Genomic DNA, 15,530 nt, shown 5'->3' with positions numbered 1-15,530 from the left:
GCGAAGTATGTATGGATCGGCGGAACTCCGCAACACGGGATGCTCGTTAGCGTCCTCGGCTCAAGCGCGCCGCGAGCTCTCGCGGAAGTCCGGCGCCGGTGATGGCCAGTTGAGCCCGTTCGATGTCATACGGAGTTCGCAGCCACGTTGCCGTCCACGATTCGGTATCGATCAACATCGACGCAGCGCGTGGATCGCCATCCCGCGGCTGCCCGATGCTGCCGGGATTCAGCAATGCCCGCTTACCTGAGAGCGCATACGGGACTCCTGGTTCGATGCGTTGCAGGCCACGGGCGGATTCTGGGCCGCCAACTGCGAACATAGGCACGTGGGTGTGCCCACAAAGGACGAATTGCGCTGGTACCGCGGCGAGGCTCTCGACTGCTTCATCGAACGACTGCACGTAATCCCTGGCTGGATCTCGCGGACTACCGTGAACGAGATAGAACTGTCCGGTCGTCTCGGATGTGAAGCCGGACCGGATTCTGAATTGGTTTTCTGGTGTCAAGCGGGACATCGTCCACCCGGCGGCGGTCGCCGCAAAGGCGTTGAACCACCTGATCGGCAGCAAACCGACGGCAGCCAGATCGTGGTTGCCGACGAGCGCCGGTTGCGCCCCGACCTCGACCAGCAGATCGAGACACTCATTTGGTGAGGCTCCATAGCCCACGGTGTCGCCCAGACTCCAGATTGCATCGTGATCCGGGGCGGAATCGAGCACCGCCTCGAAGGCGGGAAGATTCGCGTGAATGTCGGAAAGAACGAGGATTCTCATACGAGCGCGGGTTCCTGTTCGGTTCGGCGCAAGTAGATCAGGAGCGCTCCGATGTCGGACGGCGTTACCCCTGCCAACCGCCCGGCTTCCCCGATAGTCCGTGGCCGATGAAGAGCGAGCTTGTTGGCCGCCTCGATACGAAGTCCCGGAATCGTCCGATAGTCGACCTGTTCCGGCAACGAACGGTCTCGGAGGGCAGACTGACGAGCGACTTCCTTCGTCTCTCGAGCGAGGAAGGCTCCATAGCGCACCTCATTCTCCACCCGGCAATGGGTGAGGCCGCCCGATGTCGGAGTTTCGAACCCAAGGCGATGACTGATCGATACGATCTGCCCAAGTGTCGATTCCGGTCGCCGCAGTAACTCGGCGGCCGTCGTCGGTTTGCTGACCGGCGCTACCCCATATTCGTTCAACACGGACAAGTGATCCGCTCGTGGGAGGATCGAGATCGACTCGAGCGCCTGCAACATGTCCTGTAGTCCATCGCGCTCTTGCTCGATCGACTTCCAGTTCTCCTCACCGATCAGACCATTCTGGTAGGCAATGTGTCCCAATCGCTCGCGAGCCGTGTCGGGCCGCAACAACAGGCGGTACTCGCAGCGTGACGTCAGCATCCGGTATGGCTCGTCGAAGGGGCGGTTGGCCAGGTCGTCCACCATGACTCCGATATACGCCTGGCTGCGAGCGAGCGACGTCTGCGGGCGCGATTGCGCCACCGCGGCGGCATTCATGCCCGCCAGGATTCCCTGCCCGGCGGCTTCTTCATACCCCGAGGTGCCGTTGATTTGACCCGCCAGGAAGAGACCGCCAATACGCCGCGACTCGAGCGTCGTCGACAGCTCGATCGGGTCGACCGCGTCATACTCGACGGCGTAGCCAAACCGGGTCAGGCGTGCCCGCTCCATGCCCGGAATCGTGCGCACAGCCAACTCTTGCACTTCCGGCGGCAGGCTCGTGCTCATTCCCTGGACGTAGTATTCCGTTGTGCGCCACCCCTCGGGTTCGAGAAAGATGGGATGACTGGTCTTGTCGGCGAAGCGGGCCACCTTGTCTTCGATCGACGGACAGTAGCGCGGACCGACTCCCTCGATGGAGCCGTTGAACATCGGCGCGCGATGCAGATTTGCGCGGATGAGATCATGCGTTGCGGGCTGGGTTGCCGTCTTGAGGCAGGCGAGTTGCGGGCGCCAACTCGTGTCGGATCGGACATGCAACGACAGCGCAGGCAGTCGCAGCGGCTCGATCCGGCCGAGCTCGCCGTCATGACTCAGCCAGATTGGCGACTCGTCCCCGTCTTGGCGTTCGCATTCGCTCATCGAGAGGGTGCGGCCATCAACGCGGGGAGGGGTGCCGGTCTTCAACCGTCGAAGCTGAAACCCAAGATCGAACAGCCGTTCACCAAGACCAGCGTCCGCCCGGTCTCCTGCTCGCGCTCCCGCGGTTCGAGATTCGCCAGAGATCAACGCCCCACGCAGGAAAGTCCCCGCGGTGATGACCACCGCCGACGCATGAATCCGCCCTGCGGATCGACAGACGACACCGGTGACCTCGCCGTTCGATCCAACCTCCAGGCCGATGGCTTCGTCTTGCAAAAGTTCCAGATTTGGCTGCAGTTCCAGCGTTTCTTTCATCGCCAGGGCGTACAGACCCTTGTCCTGCTGGGAGCGCTTGGCCTGGACTGCGGGGCCCTTGCTGGTGTTCAGCATGCGGACATGCAGCGAGGTCTTGTCGGCGACCTTTGCCATCGCTCCCCCCATCGCGTCCACTTCGGCCACGATGTGCGACTTGCCGGGGCCACCGATCGACGGGTTGCATGGCATATATCCGACACGATCGAGGTTCGGCGTGATGACGAGCGTGAGACAACCGGCTCGCGCCGCTGCCAGTCCAGCTTCACAACCGGCATGTCCAGAGCCGACAATAACAACGTCGAAATGTATTGGTAGGTTTAGGGAGACTGTCTGCATCGTCGAAAGTATAGGCAGTCGCTCGCACCGGACCATGTAGATGGCAATCCATCACGAAGGAAAGAACCATGAGCAGTGATTTCGAAACCAAGGTACGTGGCGCTCTGGAGCGTGGGAAACCGCTGCTCGAAGCGGTGATCGCCGATCTCGAACGGGAGGCAACGCTGATCCGGGAGCGTGATCTCGATCCCCGCAAACTGGCGGACGATCAGCGGGTACAGGACGCGCGCAGCAGCGCCGTGGATGCGCTCGAGCATCTCACCAGCTTCGCTAGATCGCTCGACACGCTTGTCAAGTCCTACACAGAGGAGATCGACAAGCGGGTCGATGTCGAGAAAATCAAGGAGCAACTTGCGGCCGCGCCCGCAGCGGGGCGAAACCTGATCGAAGAGCACGGCGGTCATGGCGCAACTGAGCGCATCAAGCTGGCCGGGGAAGATGCCAAAGCGAAGGCGGCGCTCGAGGCCGATCGCGGCAAGGAAAAGGTCGAGGCCGGAGCGCACAAGGCCAAAGCAGACGCAGAAGCTGCCGCGCACAAGGCTAGGGCAGACGCCGAAGCTGCTGCGCACAAAGCGAAAGAGTCGACCAAGGAGATGATTGCCGCCCTTGGCTGGCTTGCGGCCGCCGGTGCGGTCATCTACGTCGTGTTCATGGACGAAAAACGCCGCCGGCAAGCGAAATCCGTTGCCAAGGCGGCAGGGAACGGTCTGATCGTGGTTGCGAACAGCGCAACCAGGAAGAGCTAATCACGGCGACCGGGTCCAGTGCGGGTACACGCCCGCGCTGGACCCATCACGTTACGCCGCCCGGGATCTCACGCGCCCGTGGCAGTGCTTGTACTTCTTGCCGCTGCCACATGGGCACGGAGCGTTGGCGCCAACCTTCTTGCTGGTCGCCTGAGGCTTCGCGGATTCGTCGCTCCGATTGGTCGTCGTAGCCTCTTCCGTGATGCGCGTCTGGACAGGCTGTTCAACAATGGCAGGTTTCACGCGGAAAATCGTGTGCACGGTGTCGTGCCGGATGTGGTCGGTGAGCGTGCCGAACATCCGGTACCCCTCGGTCTTGTAGACGACCAACGGATCCTTCTGGCCGTATGCCTGCAGGCCGACGCCTTCCCGCAGTTCGTCCATGGCGGTCAGGTGTTCGACCCAAAGCCGGTCGATAACACTCAACAGCACGTGACGCTCGACCTGACGCATGGCTTCTGGACCGAACCGGTCTTCGACTTCCTGATACGCCTCGTCCGCATCGTCCTGCAAGAGATCGAGCAGATCGTCTCGAGAAAGCCCTTCGATCTCCTCGACGCCGACGCGTTCGGCTCCGGGTTCGAGGGGGAAGAGCGCATTGTACTCCTGGGCAATCGCGTCGTAATCGATCTCGCCGCCGCGCTCTGCCACGTGCCGATCGACGATGGCCTCGAGTTCGTCTGTCACGAGCTCGTCCATCTTGTCGGACATATCGTCTCCGGCCACGATCCGTCCTCGGTCGGCGTAGATCACCTCACGATGGCGGTTCATGACGTCGTCGTATTGCACGACATGTCGGCGAATATCGGAGTTGTGACCTTCGACCTTTGTTTGAGCGCTCTCGATCGATTTCGAGATAATGCCGTGCTCGATGGGAGTCTCGTCATCCATCCCGAGCTTGCCCATGAGTCCGCGAATACGATCGGTGCCGAAACGCCGCATGAGTTCGTCATCGAGCGATAGATAGAAGCGGGTCGATCCCGGGTCGCCCTGGCGGCCAGCGCGGCCACGCAACTGATTGTCGATACGGCGCGCCTCGTGTCGCTCGGTGCCGATGATGTGCAAGCCACCGGCCTCGGCCACGCCTTCTCCAAGCTTGATGTCGGTACCGCGACCGGCCATATTGGTGGCGATCGTGACCATGCCGGGTTCGCCAGCGCCGCTGACGATCGCCGCTTCGCGCTCATGCTGCTTGGCGTTCAGGACATCGTGCGGGATGCCGCGCTGCGTCAACATGAAGCTCAACCGCTCGGATGCCTCGATGGACACGGTGCCCACCAGGACTGGCCGGCCCTCTGCCCGCATCTCCTCGATCTCATCGATGACAGCGTTGAACTTGGCAGTCTCTGTGTTGTAGACAAGATCGGCGAAGTCATCGCGGATCATCGGGCGGTTGGTCGGAATCACCACCACTGGCAGGTTGTAGATCCGGAGGAACTCCTCCTCTTCGGTTTCCGCGGTACCGGTCATGCCGGCCAACTTCTCATACATGCGGAAGTAGTTTTGGAACGTAATCGTGGCCATGGTGACGTTCTGGCGTTGAACGCGCACGCCCTCCTTGGCTTCGATCGCCTGGTGCAACCCTTCGCTATATCGGCGCCCGATCATCATGCGACCGGTGAACTCGTCCACGATGATGACCTCACCGTCACGAACGATGTAATCCTTGTCCCGATGGAAGACCACTTCCGCCTTGAGCGCCTGCTCGAGATAGTGGGTGAGGTCGATGTAGCGGTCGTCGTAAATGCTCTCGCCGTCAGGAATGCCAGCCAGATCTTCGACCCGGTCGACACCGTCTTCGGTGAGCGAAACGGTCTTGTGTTTGAGATCGAGCTCGTAGTGCCGATCGGCGCGCAGTTGACGCACGATCTGAGCGAATTGGTAGTACTTGTCGGTTGCGCGTTCGGCCTGCCCCGAAATGATGAGTGGCGTGCGCGCCTCGTCGATGAGGATGTTGTCGACCTCGTCCACGATCGCGAAATTCAGGCCACGCTGGACCTGCTGCTGGGCAGACACGACCATGTTGTCGCGCAGATAGTCGAACCCGAATTCGTTGTTGGTTCCGTAGGTGATGTCGGCGGCATATGCCTCTCGACGTTCGACGGGTCTCAGGAACTCGAGCCGGTCATCGGGCGAGTCCCAGTTGGCATCGAAGATGAACGCCTGGTCGTGCTGGATACATGCGACGCTCAGGCCGAGTCTGTCGTAGACGCGGCCCATCCATTGTGTGTCGCGGCGTGCGAGGTAGTCGTTGACCGTGATAACGTGGACTCCATCTTCGGTGATGGCATTGAGTGCAACCGCCGAGGTTGCAGTCAACGTCTTGCCTTCACCGGTGCGCATTTCGGCGATCTTGCCCTGGTGCAGCACGATGCCGCCCATGAGCTGAACGTCGAAGTGCCGCTGACCGAGTCCGCGCCGCGCTGCTTCACGCACGTGAGCGAAGACCTCGGGAAGCAGGTCGTCGAGGCTCTCACCCGCCTTGTACCGTGAGGTGTAGACGAGCCGGAACTGATGCAGTTCGTCGTCCGACGCTTCGAGCAGTTGCGGCTCGAGCGCGTTGATTTCGTCGATTAGGGGTCTGAGCTTGTTGACATTGGTGTCGGGAGACGAACCGAATACTTTCTTCAACAGGGATCGCATTGGAGGTCATGCCTTTAGGTGGTAATCGCCGATCGGAATGAAGGGGCCGCAGGGAGAGCGTAACCCAGCAGAGTATAGCGTCGAAACCGAGCGAATCGGTTTCAAACACGCTGGGAGTCAGCCGAGAGAATGCACCAGGAATGGCACGAATCAACCGAATTCGACGAGTCCACCTTTGCCCAGCGAGTCTTCGAAATCGTGCGGCAGATTCCGGAAGGGCGGGTCACCACCTACGGCGACATTGCCATCGCTCTGGGAGACCCGCGTGGAGCGCGTCAGGTCGGCTGGGCAATTGCGGGCTCACCTCCCGGTCTCGAGCTTCCGTTTCATCGTGTCGTGAACCGCGAGGGCTTCTTGAGCGGCGGCTGGGCGTTCGGTCATCCCGAGATCATGAAACAGCGACTGGTGGCCGAAGGAGTTCCCTTTCGGGACGAGTACACCGTGGATATCGCACGCTGCCGTTGGACTCCGGGCGCATCGTCAACCCCCGCCGACGAAGTGCACGACTTCGAGCAGGTCGCCCTCTTCGATGACGACCTCAGGGAAGGTCGAACGCTTGATGATCTCACCGTTCCGTTCGACGACGACGAGGCGTTCATGCAAATCGCGCCCAGCAAGAAAGTCCGCAACCGTCGTTCCCGCGGGTAGCGTGACCTCCTTGCCGTTGATGGTCGCTGAAATCGACCCGTTTTCTGTACGTGACATGCATGCCTCCAGAGCTGAGCGATATGCGGCGGCCTCGGATCCGATGGTAGCAAGCCTGGTCAGCGGTCCGAGAACCGCAACTCCGACAGCGCCTGCTTCCATGACAGCCCGCACACGTTCCGGTGTGATTCCACCGATTGCGATGACCGGAGCCGGCGCAACGGCAACGATTTCAGCGAACCGATCGAGGCCCAGCGGGCTTCGCCCTGGTTTCGACGCTGTCTCATAGACGTGACCTGCAACGAGATAGCTGGCTCCCTCTGATGCCGTCGCCGCATCCGGTGAATGGACTGACCGGCCCACGAGCGCGTCATGTCCAAGAACTGCACGCGCCTCGGCGATGGTCGGGCCGATCTCCGGAAGATGCACGCCGACACCGAGTGCCTGCGCGAGCTCGATGTCTGTATTCACGACCAGGTCGATCGACGTCCCGGAAGCAGCGCGAACCGCCTGCACGGTCGCCGCGAGCGAGGACCAATCGAGCCCCTTCTCTCTGACCTGAATGACGTCGACGCCTCCGGCCACGGCGGACCTTGCCAGGTCCGAGAGCTCGGCATCGGAACGACTGCTGTCGGTCACCCACATCAGAATAGGCGACTCAACTCGCTGCATCCACGGCCTCTCGCAGTGTTCGAGCAGCTGACTCAGGATCGCTCGCCCGCAAAACCGCGCTCATGACAGCAATGCCGGCTGCACCGGCCTCGATGACCGAACCGGCATTCTCGGCATCGATTCCTCCGATGCCGATCACCGGCAACCCTGAAATGGAGATGCGCCGCCGGAGCACGCTGAGACCGATTGCCGGTCCTGCGTCAGGCTTCGACTTCGTTCCGAAGACCGGGCCGATGCCAAGATAGGACGCGCCTTCCAGCTGCGCCGACCTGGCCCCAACGTCTGAGTCGGGCGAAAACCCGATCACGAAGCTGTCCCCCGCAATGCGCCGCGCGGTCGGAATCGGAATGTCGTCGACCCCGATATGCAACCCGTCCGCATTGGCGGCAAGCGCAAGATCCAGCCGGTCATTGAGGTAGAACGCCGCATCGTGTTCGCGACAAAGCTCGCGAACCCGTTCCGCGAGCAGCAGGATCTCTCGATCGGTACCCGACTTCTCCCTTAGCTGAACGGCCGTGACACCACCGCGCAGCGCCGCCTCGACCGACTCAAGGAGCCCATACGGAGCATCCTGGCTTCCAGCGACCAGGTAAAGCCGCAGATCTTGCCTGAGGTTTCGTCCGGTCACGGCCGCGCGCCAACCACTCCTTCGAGTGGGCTACTCGCCGAGGCATACGCCTTGCGCGGAATGCGGCCCGCGAGATATGCCTTTCGGCCGGCCTCGACGCCTTGCGCCATAGCCGACGCCATGGTGGCCGGATCATTCGCCAGTGCGACAGCGGTGTTGACCAACACCGCGTCAGCGCCGGCTTCCATCGCTTGCGCCGCGTCAGAGGGAACGCCAATCCCGGCGTCGACCACAACCGGCACTTCCGCCTGCTCGATGATGATGCGAATCGCCTCGATGTTGAGCAGTCCTTGGCCTGAACCAATCGGCGAACCAAGCGGCATCACGGTGGCTGTTCCGAGCTCCTGCAGCCGCTGGGCCAGGACCGGGTCGGCGCCGATATAGGGCAGCACCGTGAAGCCCTCTTGCACCAACACCTTGCACGCCTCGAACGTGCCTATTGGGTCAGGCAGGAGGTACTTGGGATCTGGTATCACCTCGACTTTGACCCAGTCCGACAGTTCCAGCGCGCGTGCCATCCGCGCGATGCGGATGGCCTCTTCGGCTGTTTGGCAGCCAGCAGTGTTGGGAAGAATCGTGTACTTCGTCCAGTCGACGTCTTCGAGCACAGACCGGCTCTTTGGGTCGTCGAAGTCGATCCGGCGAAGCGCAACAGTGATGATCTGCGAACCCGCGGCCTCGAACGCCGCGTTCATCTCGATCGAGTCGCGGTACTTTCCTGTGCCGAGCATGAGGCGGCTGTCGAAGCTCTTGCCGCCTATCGTGAGTCGTGCGTCCTTGACTGTATGACCATTGGAATCGAACGCCATTTCGCGCTCCCTCTAGCGAATCGAGCCGACCGGCTCGAACGTGTGGAAATGATTGACAGGTGAATGCCCTCCGCCGACGCGGTAGCTCGAGCGCAGCGCCTCAGTCAAGTAGAGCTTTGCGCGCGCGATCGACTCCAGCGGCCCAAATCCAAGCGCCAGGTTCGCCGCAATTGCCGCGGAGAACGTGCATCCTGTGCCGTGGGTGTTTTCGGTTTCGATGCGATCGGCGGAGAGTTCGCCAAACGAGCTGCCATCGAAGACAAGATCTATGGGCGCGCCCGGTCGGTGGCCTCCCTTGATGACCACAATGCGCGCGCCCAGATCGCAGAGGCGCCTCGCTGCCTCACGCGCATCGTCGTCGGAACTGATCTCCACCCCGGTCAAGGCTGCTGCTTCGTGATGGTTCGGTGTGACGATCAGCGATAGCGGAATCAGGTCTCGCTTGATGGCGCTCACGGCCTCCGGCGCCAGCAGATAGTTGCCGCTCTTGGAAACCATGACCGGATCGACCACGGTGGGAATGCCCCAGGCCTCGATCCGCTCGCTGACTGTCGCCACGATGGCGGCGCTGGAAAGCATTCCGGTCTTGATCGCGCCCGCTCCGATGTCCTCCAGAACCGAGTCGATCTGAGCGGCCACCACCTCTTCGGGGACTTCAGCGATGGCGATAACCTCACGCGTATTTTGCGCGGTCACCGCCGTGATGGCACTCGTGCCATAGACACCATGCGCTGCGAAGGTCTTGAGATCCGCTTGAATCCCGGCGCCGCCTCCCGAATCGGAACCGGCGATGGTGAGCGCTTTGGGAACTGCCTCTTCGGCGTCGAATGAGGTCACGAACCGCTCCTGAAAAAACAAAACGTCGATGGCAGTTGCCATCGACGACGTCGATCGTTGCCGTCCCTTCGCCGGAATGACCCGGATCAGGTTCGGAGGGTTGGCGACCCGTTTCGGCCGCGCTCTCAGCGGTACCCGCACCCCTGGCAACTGGTCCTAGGATAGCACGGATCAGCGGTCGTTCCAGCCGAGGCGCTCAGCCGAGCGGTGGTACAATTCAGGCAACTGCGCATTCGCGGATTCCGTCATTTCCCACAGTTCGAAGGACACAAAATGAACGTTCTGGACGGGCTTCAAAACATTCGGGAGCGGCTCGTCGAGAACGACGCCGAGACCGCGACACTGGCAACAGTCGATCTCTTCATCAAGCGCGCTTCGCTTCCCGAGGCAAAGAACGCCACAGTCAACTCACAACTCCAGCTCGTGCGCATGCTGATGCGCACCCCCGAATCGAACACCAACGTCCGCGTCTACAACGACTTTGTTCGCCTGGAAGAGGAGCTCGAGGCAGGCGCAGCAGATGCGCAAGCGAGACGCGCGGCCGAAGACGCAAAACCGATCCCGAAGACAAAGAAGTACTACAAAGAGCAAAAGGAACGGGAGAAAAAGGCGAGCACTGGCGCCTGATACTGGCAATCCGTCCATTCGTTTCGCACTCGCGATGAGAGGGTAGTGACATGGTTGCAGAAGTTGGACTCGATCCGCAAACGCTGGTTCCTCGCGTCATCGGGCGATACACCCCCGTCTTCGTGGATCACGCAGAGGGCATCTACGTCTGGGACCGCGATGGCCAGCGGTACATGGATTTCACCTCCGGCATTGCGGTGGTGAATGCCGGACATTGCCATCCGCGAGTCGTCGAAGCCATTCGCGCCCAGGCGGGCAAGATCATTCACGCCCAGCAAAACATCTTGCTGCATGAGCCAATGCTCGATGCCGCGGCTGAGCTCACAGCCACGCTTCCGTCGTCACTGAACCAGGTGTTCTGGGCCAACAGCGGGGCAGAAGCGATCGAGGGGGCGCTCAAGCTTGCGAAGATCGCCACGCGCCGCCCAGCCGTAATTGCCATGCGCGGGGCATTTCATGGCCGCACGCATGCCGCCATGTCGGTCACATCCTCACGCGCCAAGGTGCGCGGCCACTACGAACCGCTGCTCTCCGGCATGTATTACGCGCCCTACCCCTACTACTACAGATCGCCGTTCGGCTCAGCGCCCGGTGAAGCGGACGACTACTACCTTTCCGAGCTCAAGGCGTTGTTCGACACCATGGTCATGCCGGACGATGTCGCGGCTATTCTGGTCGAAACGATCGCCGGTGAAGGCGGATACCTGGTGCCCTCGCAGCGATGGCTGCAAGAGGTGCGCGCGATCTGTGACGAGCACGGCATCATGCTCATCCTGGACGAAATCCAGACCGGTGTTGGGCGAACGGGAGCCATGTGGGGCTTCGAGCACTTTGGCGTCACACCAGACATCATGACGGTCGCCAAGGGCATCGCTTCCGGACTGCCGGTCAGCGCGGTGGTCGCCAACAAGGCGACGATGGACAAGTGGCCTCCAGGCGCCCACGGCGGCACCTATGGCGCAAACGCCGTGGGAACTGCTGCAGCAGCCGAAACATTGCGCGTCATGCGGGACGAACGTCTCCCCGAGAACGCCGCCGCCATAGGAAGCGTGCTATCGCAGGGGTTGCGCGCGATTCAGGCGAAGTATCCGGTGATTGGAGAAGTTCGCGGGCTGGGGCTCATGCTTGCCGTGGAGTTCGTCGATTCTCAGGGCGATCCAAACCCGGGCGCGGTGTCGAAGGTCATCGCCAGCTGTCTCGCCGAAAACGTGCTGCTCATCAATTGCGGCACCTACGATCAAGCGATTCGCGTCATTCCGCCGCTGGTTATCGATGAGCAGCAAGCAAGTGAGTTCCTGGCGGTGTTCGAGAACGCGGTAGCTGCCTTGTAGATCGAATCCATTCGCTGTTCGAGAGGTCCGGCCGTGATCGCGGCCGGTCCTCTTGTCGATTCACCTCTAGATTGCGTTGGCGAAGATCTCGTCTTCACAACAGAGATCTGCCCGGTGACCGCCAGCGAGCCGCTCATAGACGTGGAGTATCGACGTCGCCACCGATGTCCATGAGAATCGGAGCGCGTTCAGATGCGCCGCGCGGCCAAACGCGATCCGCTTTTTCTCATCGTTCAGCAGCTCATCGAGCAACGACCCATGCGCTTCCCCGTCACCGATGGGGGCGAGGTAACCAGTGCGACCGTCTTCGATGGTGAAGATCAGTCCCCCCGTGTGTGACGCGACCACCGGCCGTCCCGCGGCCATCGCCTCGACCGCGACCAGTCCGAAGGATTCGTACCGAGACGGAACCGAGACGACGTCGGCGGCAGCTAAGAAGAGTGGAAGGCGATCCTGCGGCTGGGAACCCCACAGCACGAGCCGGTCGTCGATGCCCATTTCGCGCGCCTGTGCCGCAAGCGAGGCGAGGGGACCGACGGGGTCCCCTTCGGCACCCAGGTCTCCTCCGACGATGTGCGTGCGGGCAGGAGACGAAACGGACTTCAGATAGTCTGTGGCGCCGAGCAGGGTGTCCAACCCCTTGATTGGATCGATACGGCCGACGAACAGAACCATTTGCTCCTCGGCGGGGATGCCGAGCTCGAGACGGCAAGCGGCCTGGTGGAGCGGCCGAAAGAGTTCCGTGTCGACCCCCGGCGGAATCGTGCAGATCTTTGCGCTGTCGCCGTGCTGCCTCCAGATCAAATCGGCGGCTTCGTCAGGATTCGCAGCGATGATGCTATCCGCCATGCCGACCAGTCTGGCCTCGATCGCACCGCGAAGCGTCGTCTCTTGCTCGGCTTCTGGCGAGACGATGTTCTTCATGTGCGCGGTGGTGTGGAACATCAACGAGAAGGGGGTATTCCAGTACCGCTTCAGGAGATGAGCAACCCAGCCGGACAGCCAATAGTGCGCGTGGACCACATCGTAGCGCGTGCCAGCTCGCAGCGAATAGAGGGCTATGTTTTCAGCAAACTCGGGGAGAAGATCGAAGAGCTTGTTCTTGTCGACCGGTTCAGGCGGCCCGGCATCGATATAGATCAGATTGACGCCTTCGCAGATCTGGATGGTTTCGGGAAGGTCCGGGTCGGTGCGACGCGTGAAAACATCGACCGGCAGTCCGAGTTGGGCAGTGTGGCAGCTGAGTTCTCGAATGTAGACGTTCATGCCGCCCGCGTCTTTGCCACCAAGCATCGCGAGCGGCGATGTGTGGACCGAGATGGATGCAACGCGCCGGAGATGGTCGGTCTCGTATCCGAAGACCGCCGGTCCGGCATAGGACGAACTTGTCACAATGCACGTTCCTTCGAGGCGAACCGCCTCGGGTCGATTCCTGAAGTTGAGCGTGTTACGTTTTGTAAGCCACGCACTGAAGCGCACTATAGCAGGTCGACTTGCTGCGTGCGCACGTGACAATTGGCCCCTCGGCGCAGGGTGGTGGAGTGATGCCGTGTGCTAGCATGAGCTCCAGATGTTGGCCCGTGTAGCTCAGTGGATAGAGCGCCGCCGTCCTAAGGCGGGCGTCGGGGGTTCGAATCCCTCCTCGGGCACCACGAAAACGCGATGAGCTCAGCGACTCGAGGCCACGCCTGTCGGCTTCTATGCTATGCTGACGTCCGCTCTCGGGGAGTAGCGCAGCCCGGTTAGCGCGCAGCGTTCGGGACGCTGAGGTCGGAGGTTCAAATCCTCTCTCCCCGACCGATCCCGATAGAGGGGGGTGCACGGCACTCCCCTTTGTCATTTCCGAACAGGACGGTAGATCGATGCCTTCCTCCTCCCCTGAAACGACTGCCACGACGTCCAGGTATCGCTCCATCCCATCTGTTGCCTGGTTGCTCGACGAAATCGGTTCCTGTCCGATCGAGCCATCGGTCCTGACCGATCTGATCCGGCAGGAGATCGATGTGATTCGGCGCGAGATCGCGGACGGAGAAGCCTTCGATCGAGCCAGCGTGCTCGATCGATGCCGGCGTTCCATCGATGCGCTCCTCGCTACGCGTCTCACGCCGGTCATCAATGGAACAGGCGTCCTGTTGCACACGAATCTGGGACGCGCCCCGGTCAGTCGAGCGACTGCCGAGGCGATGGCACAGGCTGCCACCGGGTATCTCTCGCTCGAGATCGAACCCCAGACCAATCAACGGGGCGGCCGGATGGATGAGATCTCGCGCCTGCTTCGCGCCCTGACCGGGTCAGAGGCGACCCTCGTGGTCAACAACAACGCGGCGGCCGTACTGCTCGTGCTGACGGCGCTTTGCGCGGGAAAAGAGGTCATCGTTTCACGGGGCGAAGCGGTCGAGATCGGCGGTGGATTCCGGATCCCGGACGTTGTCGCAAAAAGCGGCTGCCGACTTGTGGAGGTCGGCGCCACGAATCGAACGTATGCCTCCGACTATGTGAGCGCGCGTACGCCCGAAACGGGCGCGTTGCTCAAGGTCCACACGAGCAACTTCCGGATCGAAGGCTTCACCGCGCGCCCGACCACGCGTGAGCTGGCATCGATCGCCAACGAACTCGGGACTATTGTGGTGGAGGATCTGGGAAGCGGATCGCTGCTGGAAACCAGTCGATTTGGTCTACGGGCCGAGCCAACCGTTGCCGAGGCCATCGCTGCTGGCGCTTCTGTTGTCACGTTCAGCGGCGACAAGCTGCTCGGAGGCCCACAGGCTGGCATCATCTGCGGCAAGCGCGAACTGATCCGACGGATCGAGCGGCACCCGCTCGCTCGGGCGGTGCGCGCAGACAAGACCGCACTGGCCGGGCTATCGGCAACGTTGCGTCACTACCTGGCTGGAGAGGCGGTCGCGCAGATTCCGATCTGGCAGATGATCGCGACCCCGGTCGATTTGCTACGGGCACGGGCGGAGACGATCGTCGCTGACAGGAAGATCACCATCGTCGAGAGCGAGGCGTCGATCGGGGGAGGGTCGATGCCGGGCGAAACCGTGCCCAGCATTGCGTTGGAGCTGGAAGCCGAAAACGTCGATCTCCTGGCGCGACGCCTGCGAACGGGCTCCCCCGCGGTCTTTCCGGTTGTTCGGCAGAATAGCGTGCGAATCGACCTGCGTACAGTGCACCCCGAACAGGATGCGGTCCTCGCTCAGATCATCAACAGTCTATAGACATAACAACTACGACTGATGTCGAGCCTTTTTCGTTGGGAGGCGTGTACGCGAGTCCCGAAAATAGGGGCTCAGCGGAGGATAGGTGCGCTTGTGCAGCATCGAGAGACGGTCGTACTGTGCCAGAAGCGTCGGAAGCAACTCGACGTCTCGCAACGACTCCGCCGTCGCGATCTCGCTTCGCAGATGGGCTGAGAGCACATCGTAACGTTCCCGCTCCAGTCGCATGAGCGTTTGCAGTACCTCTTCGCGCACTTCACCAGGGAGCTGGCTGGGCCGGTTCGCGAGCGAATCGAGAAGCGTCGTCGCGTGGCCCTGCAGGACAGGATCGAGCGTCTCGACGAATTCGGGACCGAAAGTGTCGTCCGGCAGCGAATCGTCTCGCAGGATACCGAGCAGGGTACGATTGCGCGCATCCATGATGTCATCGGGCGGTACCTCCGACATCAGGTCGAATACCAACGCCCGGTGCTTCAGGAGAAGCGCGATCAGGTGATCTTCGATCTGGAGGCTGGAAACACGTTCCGGCTCGACGCTCGGTCGAGTTGTCCGGGCGGCAGCGCTTTGCACGCCGCGCTGCAATCGCGCCTGAACGTCCCGGAAGGGGAGATCGAGACGTCGAGCGACCA

13 protein-coding genes, 2 tRNA genes, 1 pseudogene and 1 riboswitch are annotated in these 15,530 nt (G+C 61.7%); of the genes and pseudogenes, 7 read left to right on the top strand and 9 right to left on the bottom strand.

Annotated features, from left to right (window positions below; genetic code table 11):
• Positions 1-46 precede the first annotated feature (46 nt).
• Together R2855_08870 and mnmG are read right to left on the bottom strand one after the other, a co-directional pair.
• Entirely contained in the window at positions 47-775 is a 729-nt protein-coding gene (locus R2855_08870; protein MEZ4531128.1) for a metallophosphoesterase family protein, read from the bottom strand.
• Positions 772-2,742, bottom strand: coding sequence for a tRNA uridine-5-carboxymethylaminomethyl(34) synthesis enzyme MnmG (gene mnmG / locus R2855_08865; GenBank protein MEZ4531127.1), 1,971 nt, complete (start codon positions 2,740-2,742; stop codon positions 772-774). The genes R2855_08870 and mnmG overlap by 4 nt, the downstream gene beginning before the upstream one ends.
• A gap of 68 nt (positions 2,743-2,810) precedes the next feature.
• Between mnmG and R2855_08860 the strand changes: the two genes are divergently transcribed.
• The gene (locus R2855_08860; protein ID MEZ4531126.1) at positions 2,811-3,488 is read left to right on the top strand and encodes a hypothetical protein; all 678 of its coding nucleotides are present in this window, start codon (positions 2,811-2,813) and stop codon (positions 3,486-3,488) included.
• A gap of 51 nt (positions 3,489-3,539) precedes the next feature.
• On the opposite strand, the gene secA is transcribed toward R2855_08860, so the two are convergent.
• The gene (gene secA, locus R2855_08855) at positions 3,540-6,119 is read right to left on the bottom strand and encodes a preprotein translocase subunit SecA (GenBank protein ID MEZ4531125.1); all 2,580 of its coding nucleotides are present in this window, start codon (positions 6,117-6,119) and stop codon (positions 3,540-3,542) included.
• A gap of 141 nt (positions 6,120-6,260) precedes the next feature.
• On the opposite strand from secA, the pseudogene R2855_08850 reads away from it, so the two are divergent.
• Positions 6,261-6,539, top strand: a pseudogene (locus R2855_08850) (MGMT family protein).
• A 72-nt stretch (positions 6,540-6,611) separates the two neighbouring features.
• Here R2855_08850 and thiS read toward each other — a convergent pair.
• From thiS to thiD, 4 genes are read right to left on the bottom strand one after another with little or no spacing between them, the layout of a single operon-like run.
• Positions 6,612-7,448, bottom strand: a complete 837-nt coding sequence (thiS, locus tag R2855_08845; GenBank protein MEZ4531124.1) for a sulfur carrier protein ThiS — start codon at positions 7,446-7,448, stop codon at positions 6,612-6,614.
• Positions 7,435-8,076, bottom strand: a complete 642-nt coding sequence (gene thiE / locus R2855_08840) for a thiamine phosphate synthase (protein ID MEZ4531123.1) — start codon at positions 8,074-8,076, stop codon at positions 7,435-7,437. Before thiE ends, thiS begins: the two co-directional genes overlap by 14 nt.
• Positions 8,073-8,885, bottom strand: a complete 813-nt coding sequence (locus tag R2855_08835) for a thiazole synthase (protein ID MEZ4531122.1) — start codon at positions 8,883-8,885, stop codon at positions 8,073-8,075. Before R2855_08835 ends, thiE begins: the two co-directional genes overlap by 4 nt.
• Positions 8,886-8,897: 12 nt before the next feature.
• Entirely contained in the window at positions 8,898-9,722 is an 825-nt protein-coding gene (gene thiD, locus R2855_08830; GenBank protein MEZ4531121.1) for a bifunctional hydroxymethylpyrimidine kinase/phosphomethylpyrimidine kinase, read from the bottom strand.
• Positions 9,723-9,767: 45 nt separating this feature from the next.
• A riboswitch (TPP riboswitch) is annotated at positions 9,768-9,877 on the bottom strand.
• A gap of 118 nt (positions 9,878-9,995) precedes the next feature.
• Here thiD and R2855_08825 point away from each other — a divergent pair.
• A complete protein-coding gene (locus tag R2855_08825) occupies positions 9,996-10,349 on the top strand; it encodes a hypothetical protein (protein ID MEZ4531120.1) in 354 nt (117 codons plus the stop codon).
• Positions 10,350-10,399: 50 nt separating this feature from the next.
• On the top strand, positions 10,400-11,680 hold the full coding sequence (locus R2855_08820) for an aminotransferase class III-fold pyridoxal phosphate-dependent enzyme (GenBank protein MEZ4531119.1): 1,281 nt from the start codon (positions 10,400-10,402) through the stop codon (positions 11,678-11,680).
• 66 nt (positions 11,681-11,746) lie between these two features.
• On the opposite strand, the gene R2855_08815 is transcribed toward R2855_08820, so the two are convergent.
• The gene (locus R2855_08815) at positions 11,747-13,072 is read right to left on the bottom strand and encodes a glycosyltransferase (protein MEZ4531118.1); all 1,326 of its coding nucleotides are present in this window, start codon (positions 13,070-13,072) and stop codon (positions 11,747-11,749) included.
• A gap of 184 nt (positions 13,073-13,256) precedes the next feature.
• On the opposite strand from R2855_08815, the gene R2855_08810 reads away from it, so the two are divergent.
• The 3 genes from R2855_08810 (at position 13,257) to selA (ending at position 14,901) form a co-directional block, all read left to right on the top strand.
• Positions 13,257-13,332 (top strand) — tRNA-Arg (locus R2855_08810).
• A 70-nt stretch (positions 13,333-13,402) separates the two neighbouring features.
• Positions 13,403-13,477: transfer RNA gene (locus tag R2855_08805), tRNA-Pro, on the top strand.
• Between the two features lie 65 nt (positions 13,478-13,542).
• Positions 13,543-14,901, top strand: a complete 1,359-nt coding sequence (gene selA, locus R2855_08800; GenBank protein MEZ4531117.1) for an L-seryl-tRNA(Sec) selenium transferase — start codon at positions 13,543-13,545, stop codon at positions 14,899-14,901.
• A gap of 9 nt (positions 14,902-14,910) precedes the next feature.
• Here selA and R2855_08795 read toward each other — a convergent pair.
• A partial coding sequence (locus R2855_08795; GenBank protein ID MEZ4531116.1) for a hypothetical protein occupies positions 14,911-15,530 on the bottom strand: 620 nt, incomplete at its 5' end.

The sequence above is a fragment of the Thermomicrobiales bacterium genome (assembly GCA_041390825.1).
GTDB lineage: Bacteria > Chloroflexota > Chloroflexia > Thermomicrobiales > UBA6265 > JAMLHN01.
The sequence above is the reverse complement of the archived record's forward strand: the minus strand, read 5'-3'. Positions and strand labels throughout refer to the sequence as shown.

Excerpts from the sequence above, each read along its gene's own strand:
- R2855_08835 (MEZ4531122.1), bottom strand. The coding sequence starts at position 8,885 with ATGGCGTTCGATTCCAATGGTCATACAGTCAAGGACGCACGACTCACG.
- R2855_08825 (MEZ4531120.1), top strand. The coding sequence starts at position 9,996 with ATGAACGTTCTGGACGGGCTTCAAAACATTCGGGAGCGGCTCGTCGAG.
- mnmG (MEZ4531127.1), bottom strand. The coding sequence starts at position 2,742 with ATGCAGACAGTCTCCCTAAACCTACCAATACATTTCGACGTTGTTATT.
- R2855_08860 (MEZ4531126.1), top strand. The coding sequence starts at position 2,811 with ATGAGCAGTGATTTCGAAACCAAGGTACGTGGCGCTCTGGAGCGTGGG.
- R2855_08820 (MEZ4531119.1), top strand. The coding sequence starts at position 10,400 with ATGGTTGCAGAAGTTGGACTCGATCCGCAAACGCTGGTTCCTCGCGTC.
- selA (MEZ4531117.1), top strand. The coding sequence starts at position 13,543 with ATGCCTTCCTCCTCCCCTGAAACGACTGCCACGACGTCCAGGTATCGC.
- R2855_08870 (MEZ4531128.1), bottom strand. The coding sequence starts at position 775 with ATGAGAATCCTCGTTCTTTCCGACATTCACGCGAATCTTCCCGCCTTC.
- thiS (MEZ4531124.1), bottom strand. The coding sequence starts at position 7,448 with ATGCAGCGAGTTGAGTCGCCTATTCTGATGTGGGTGACCGACAGCAGT.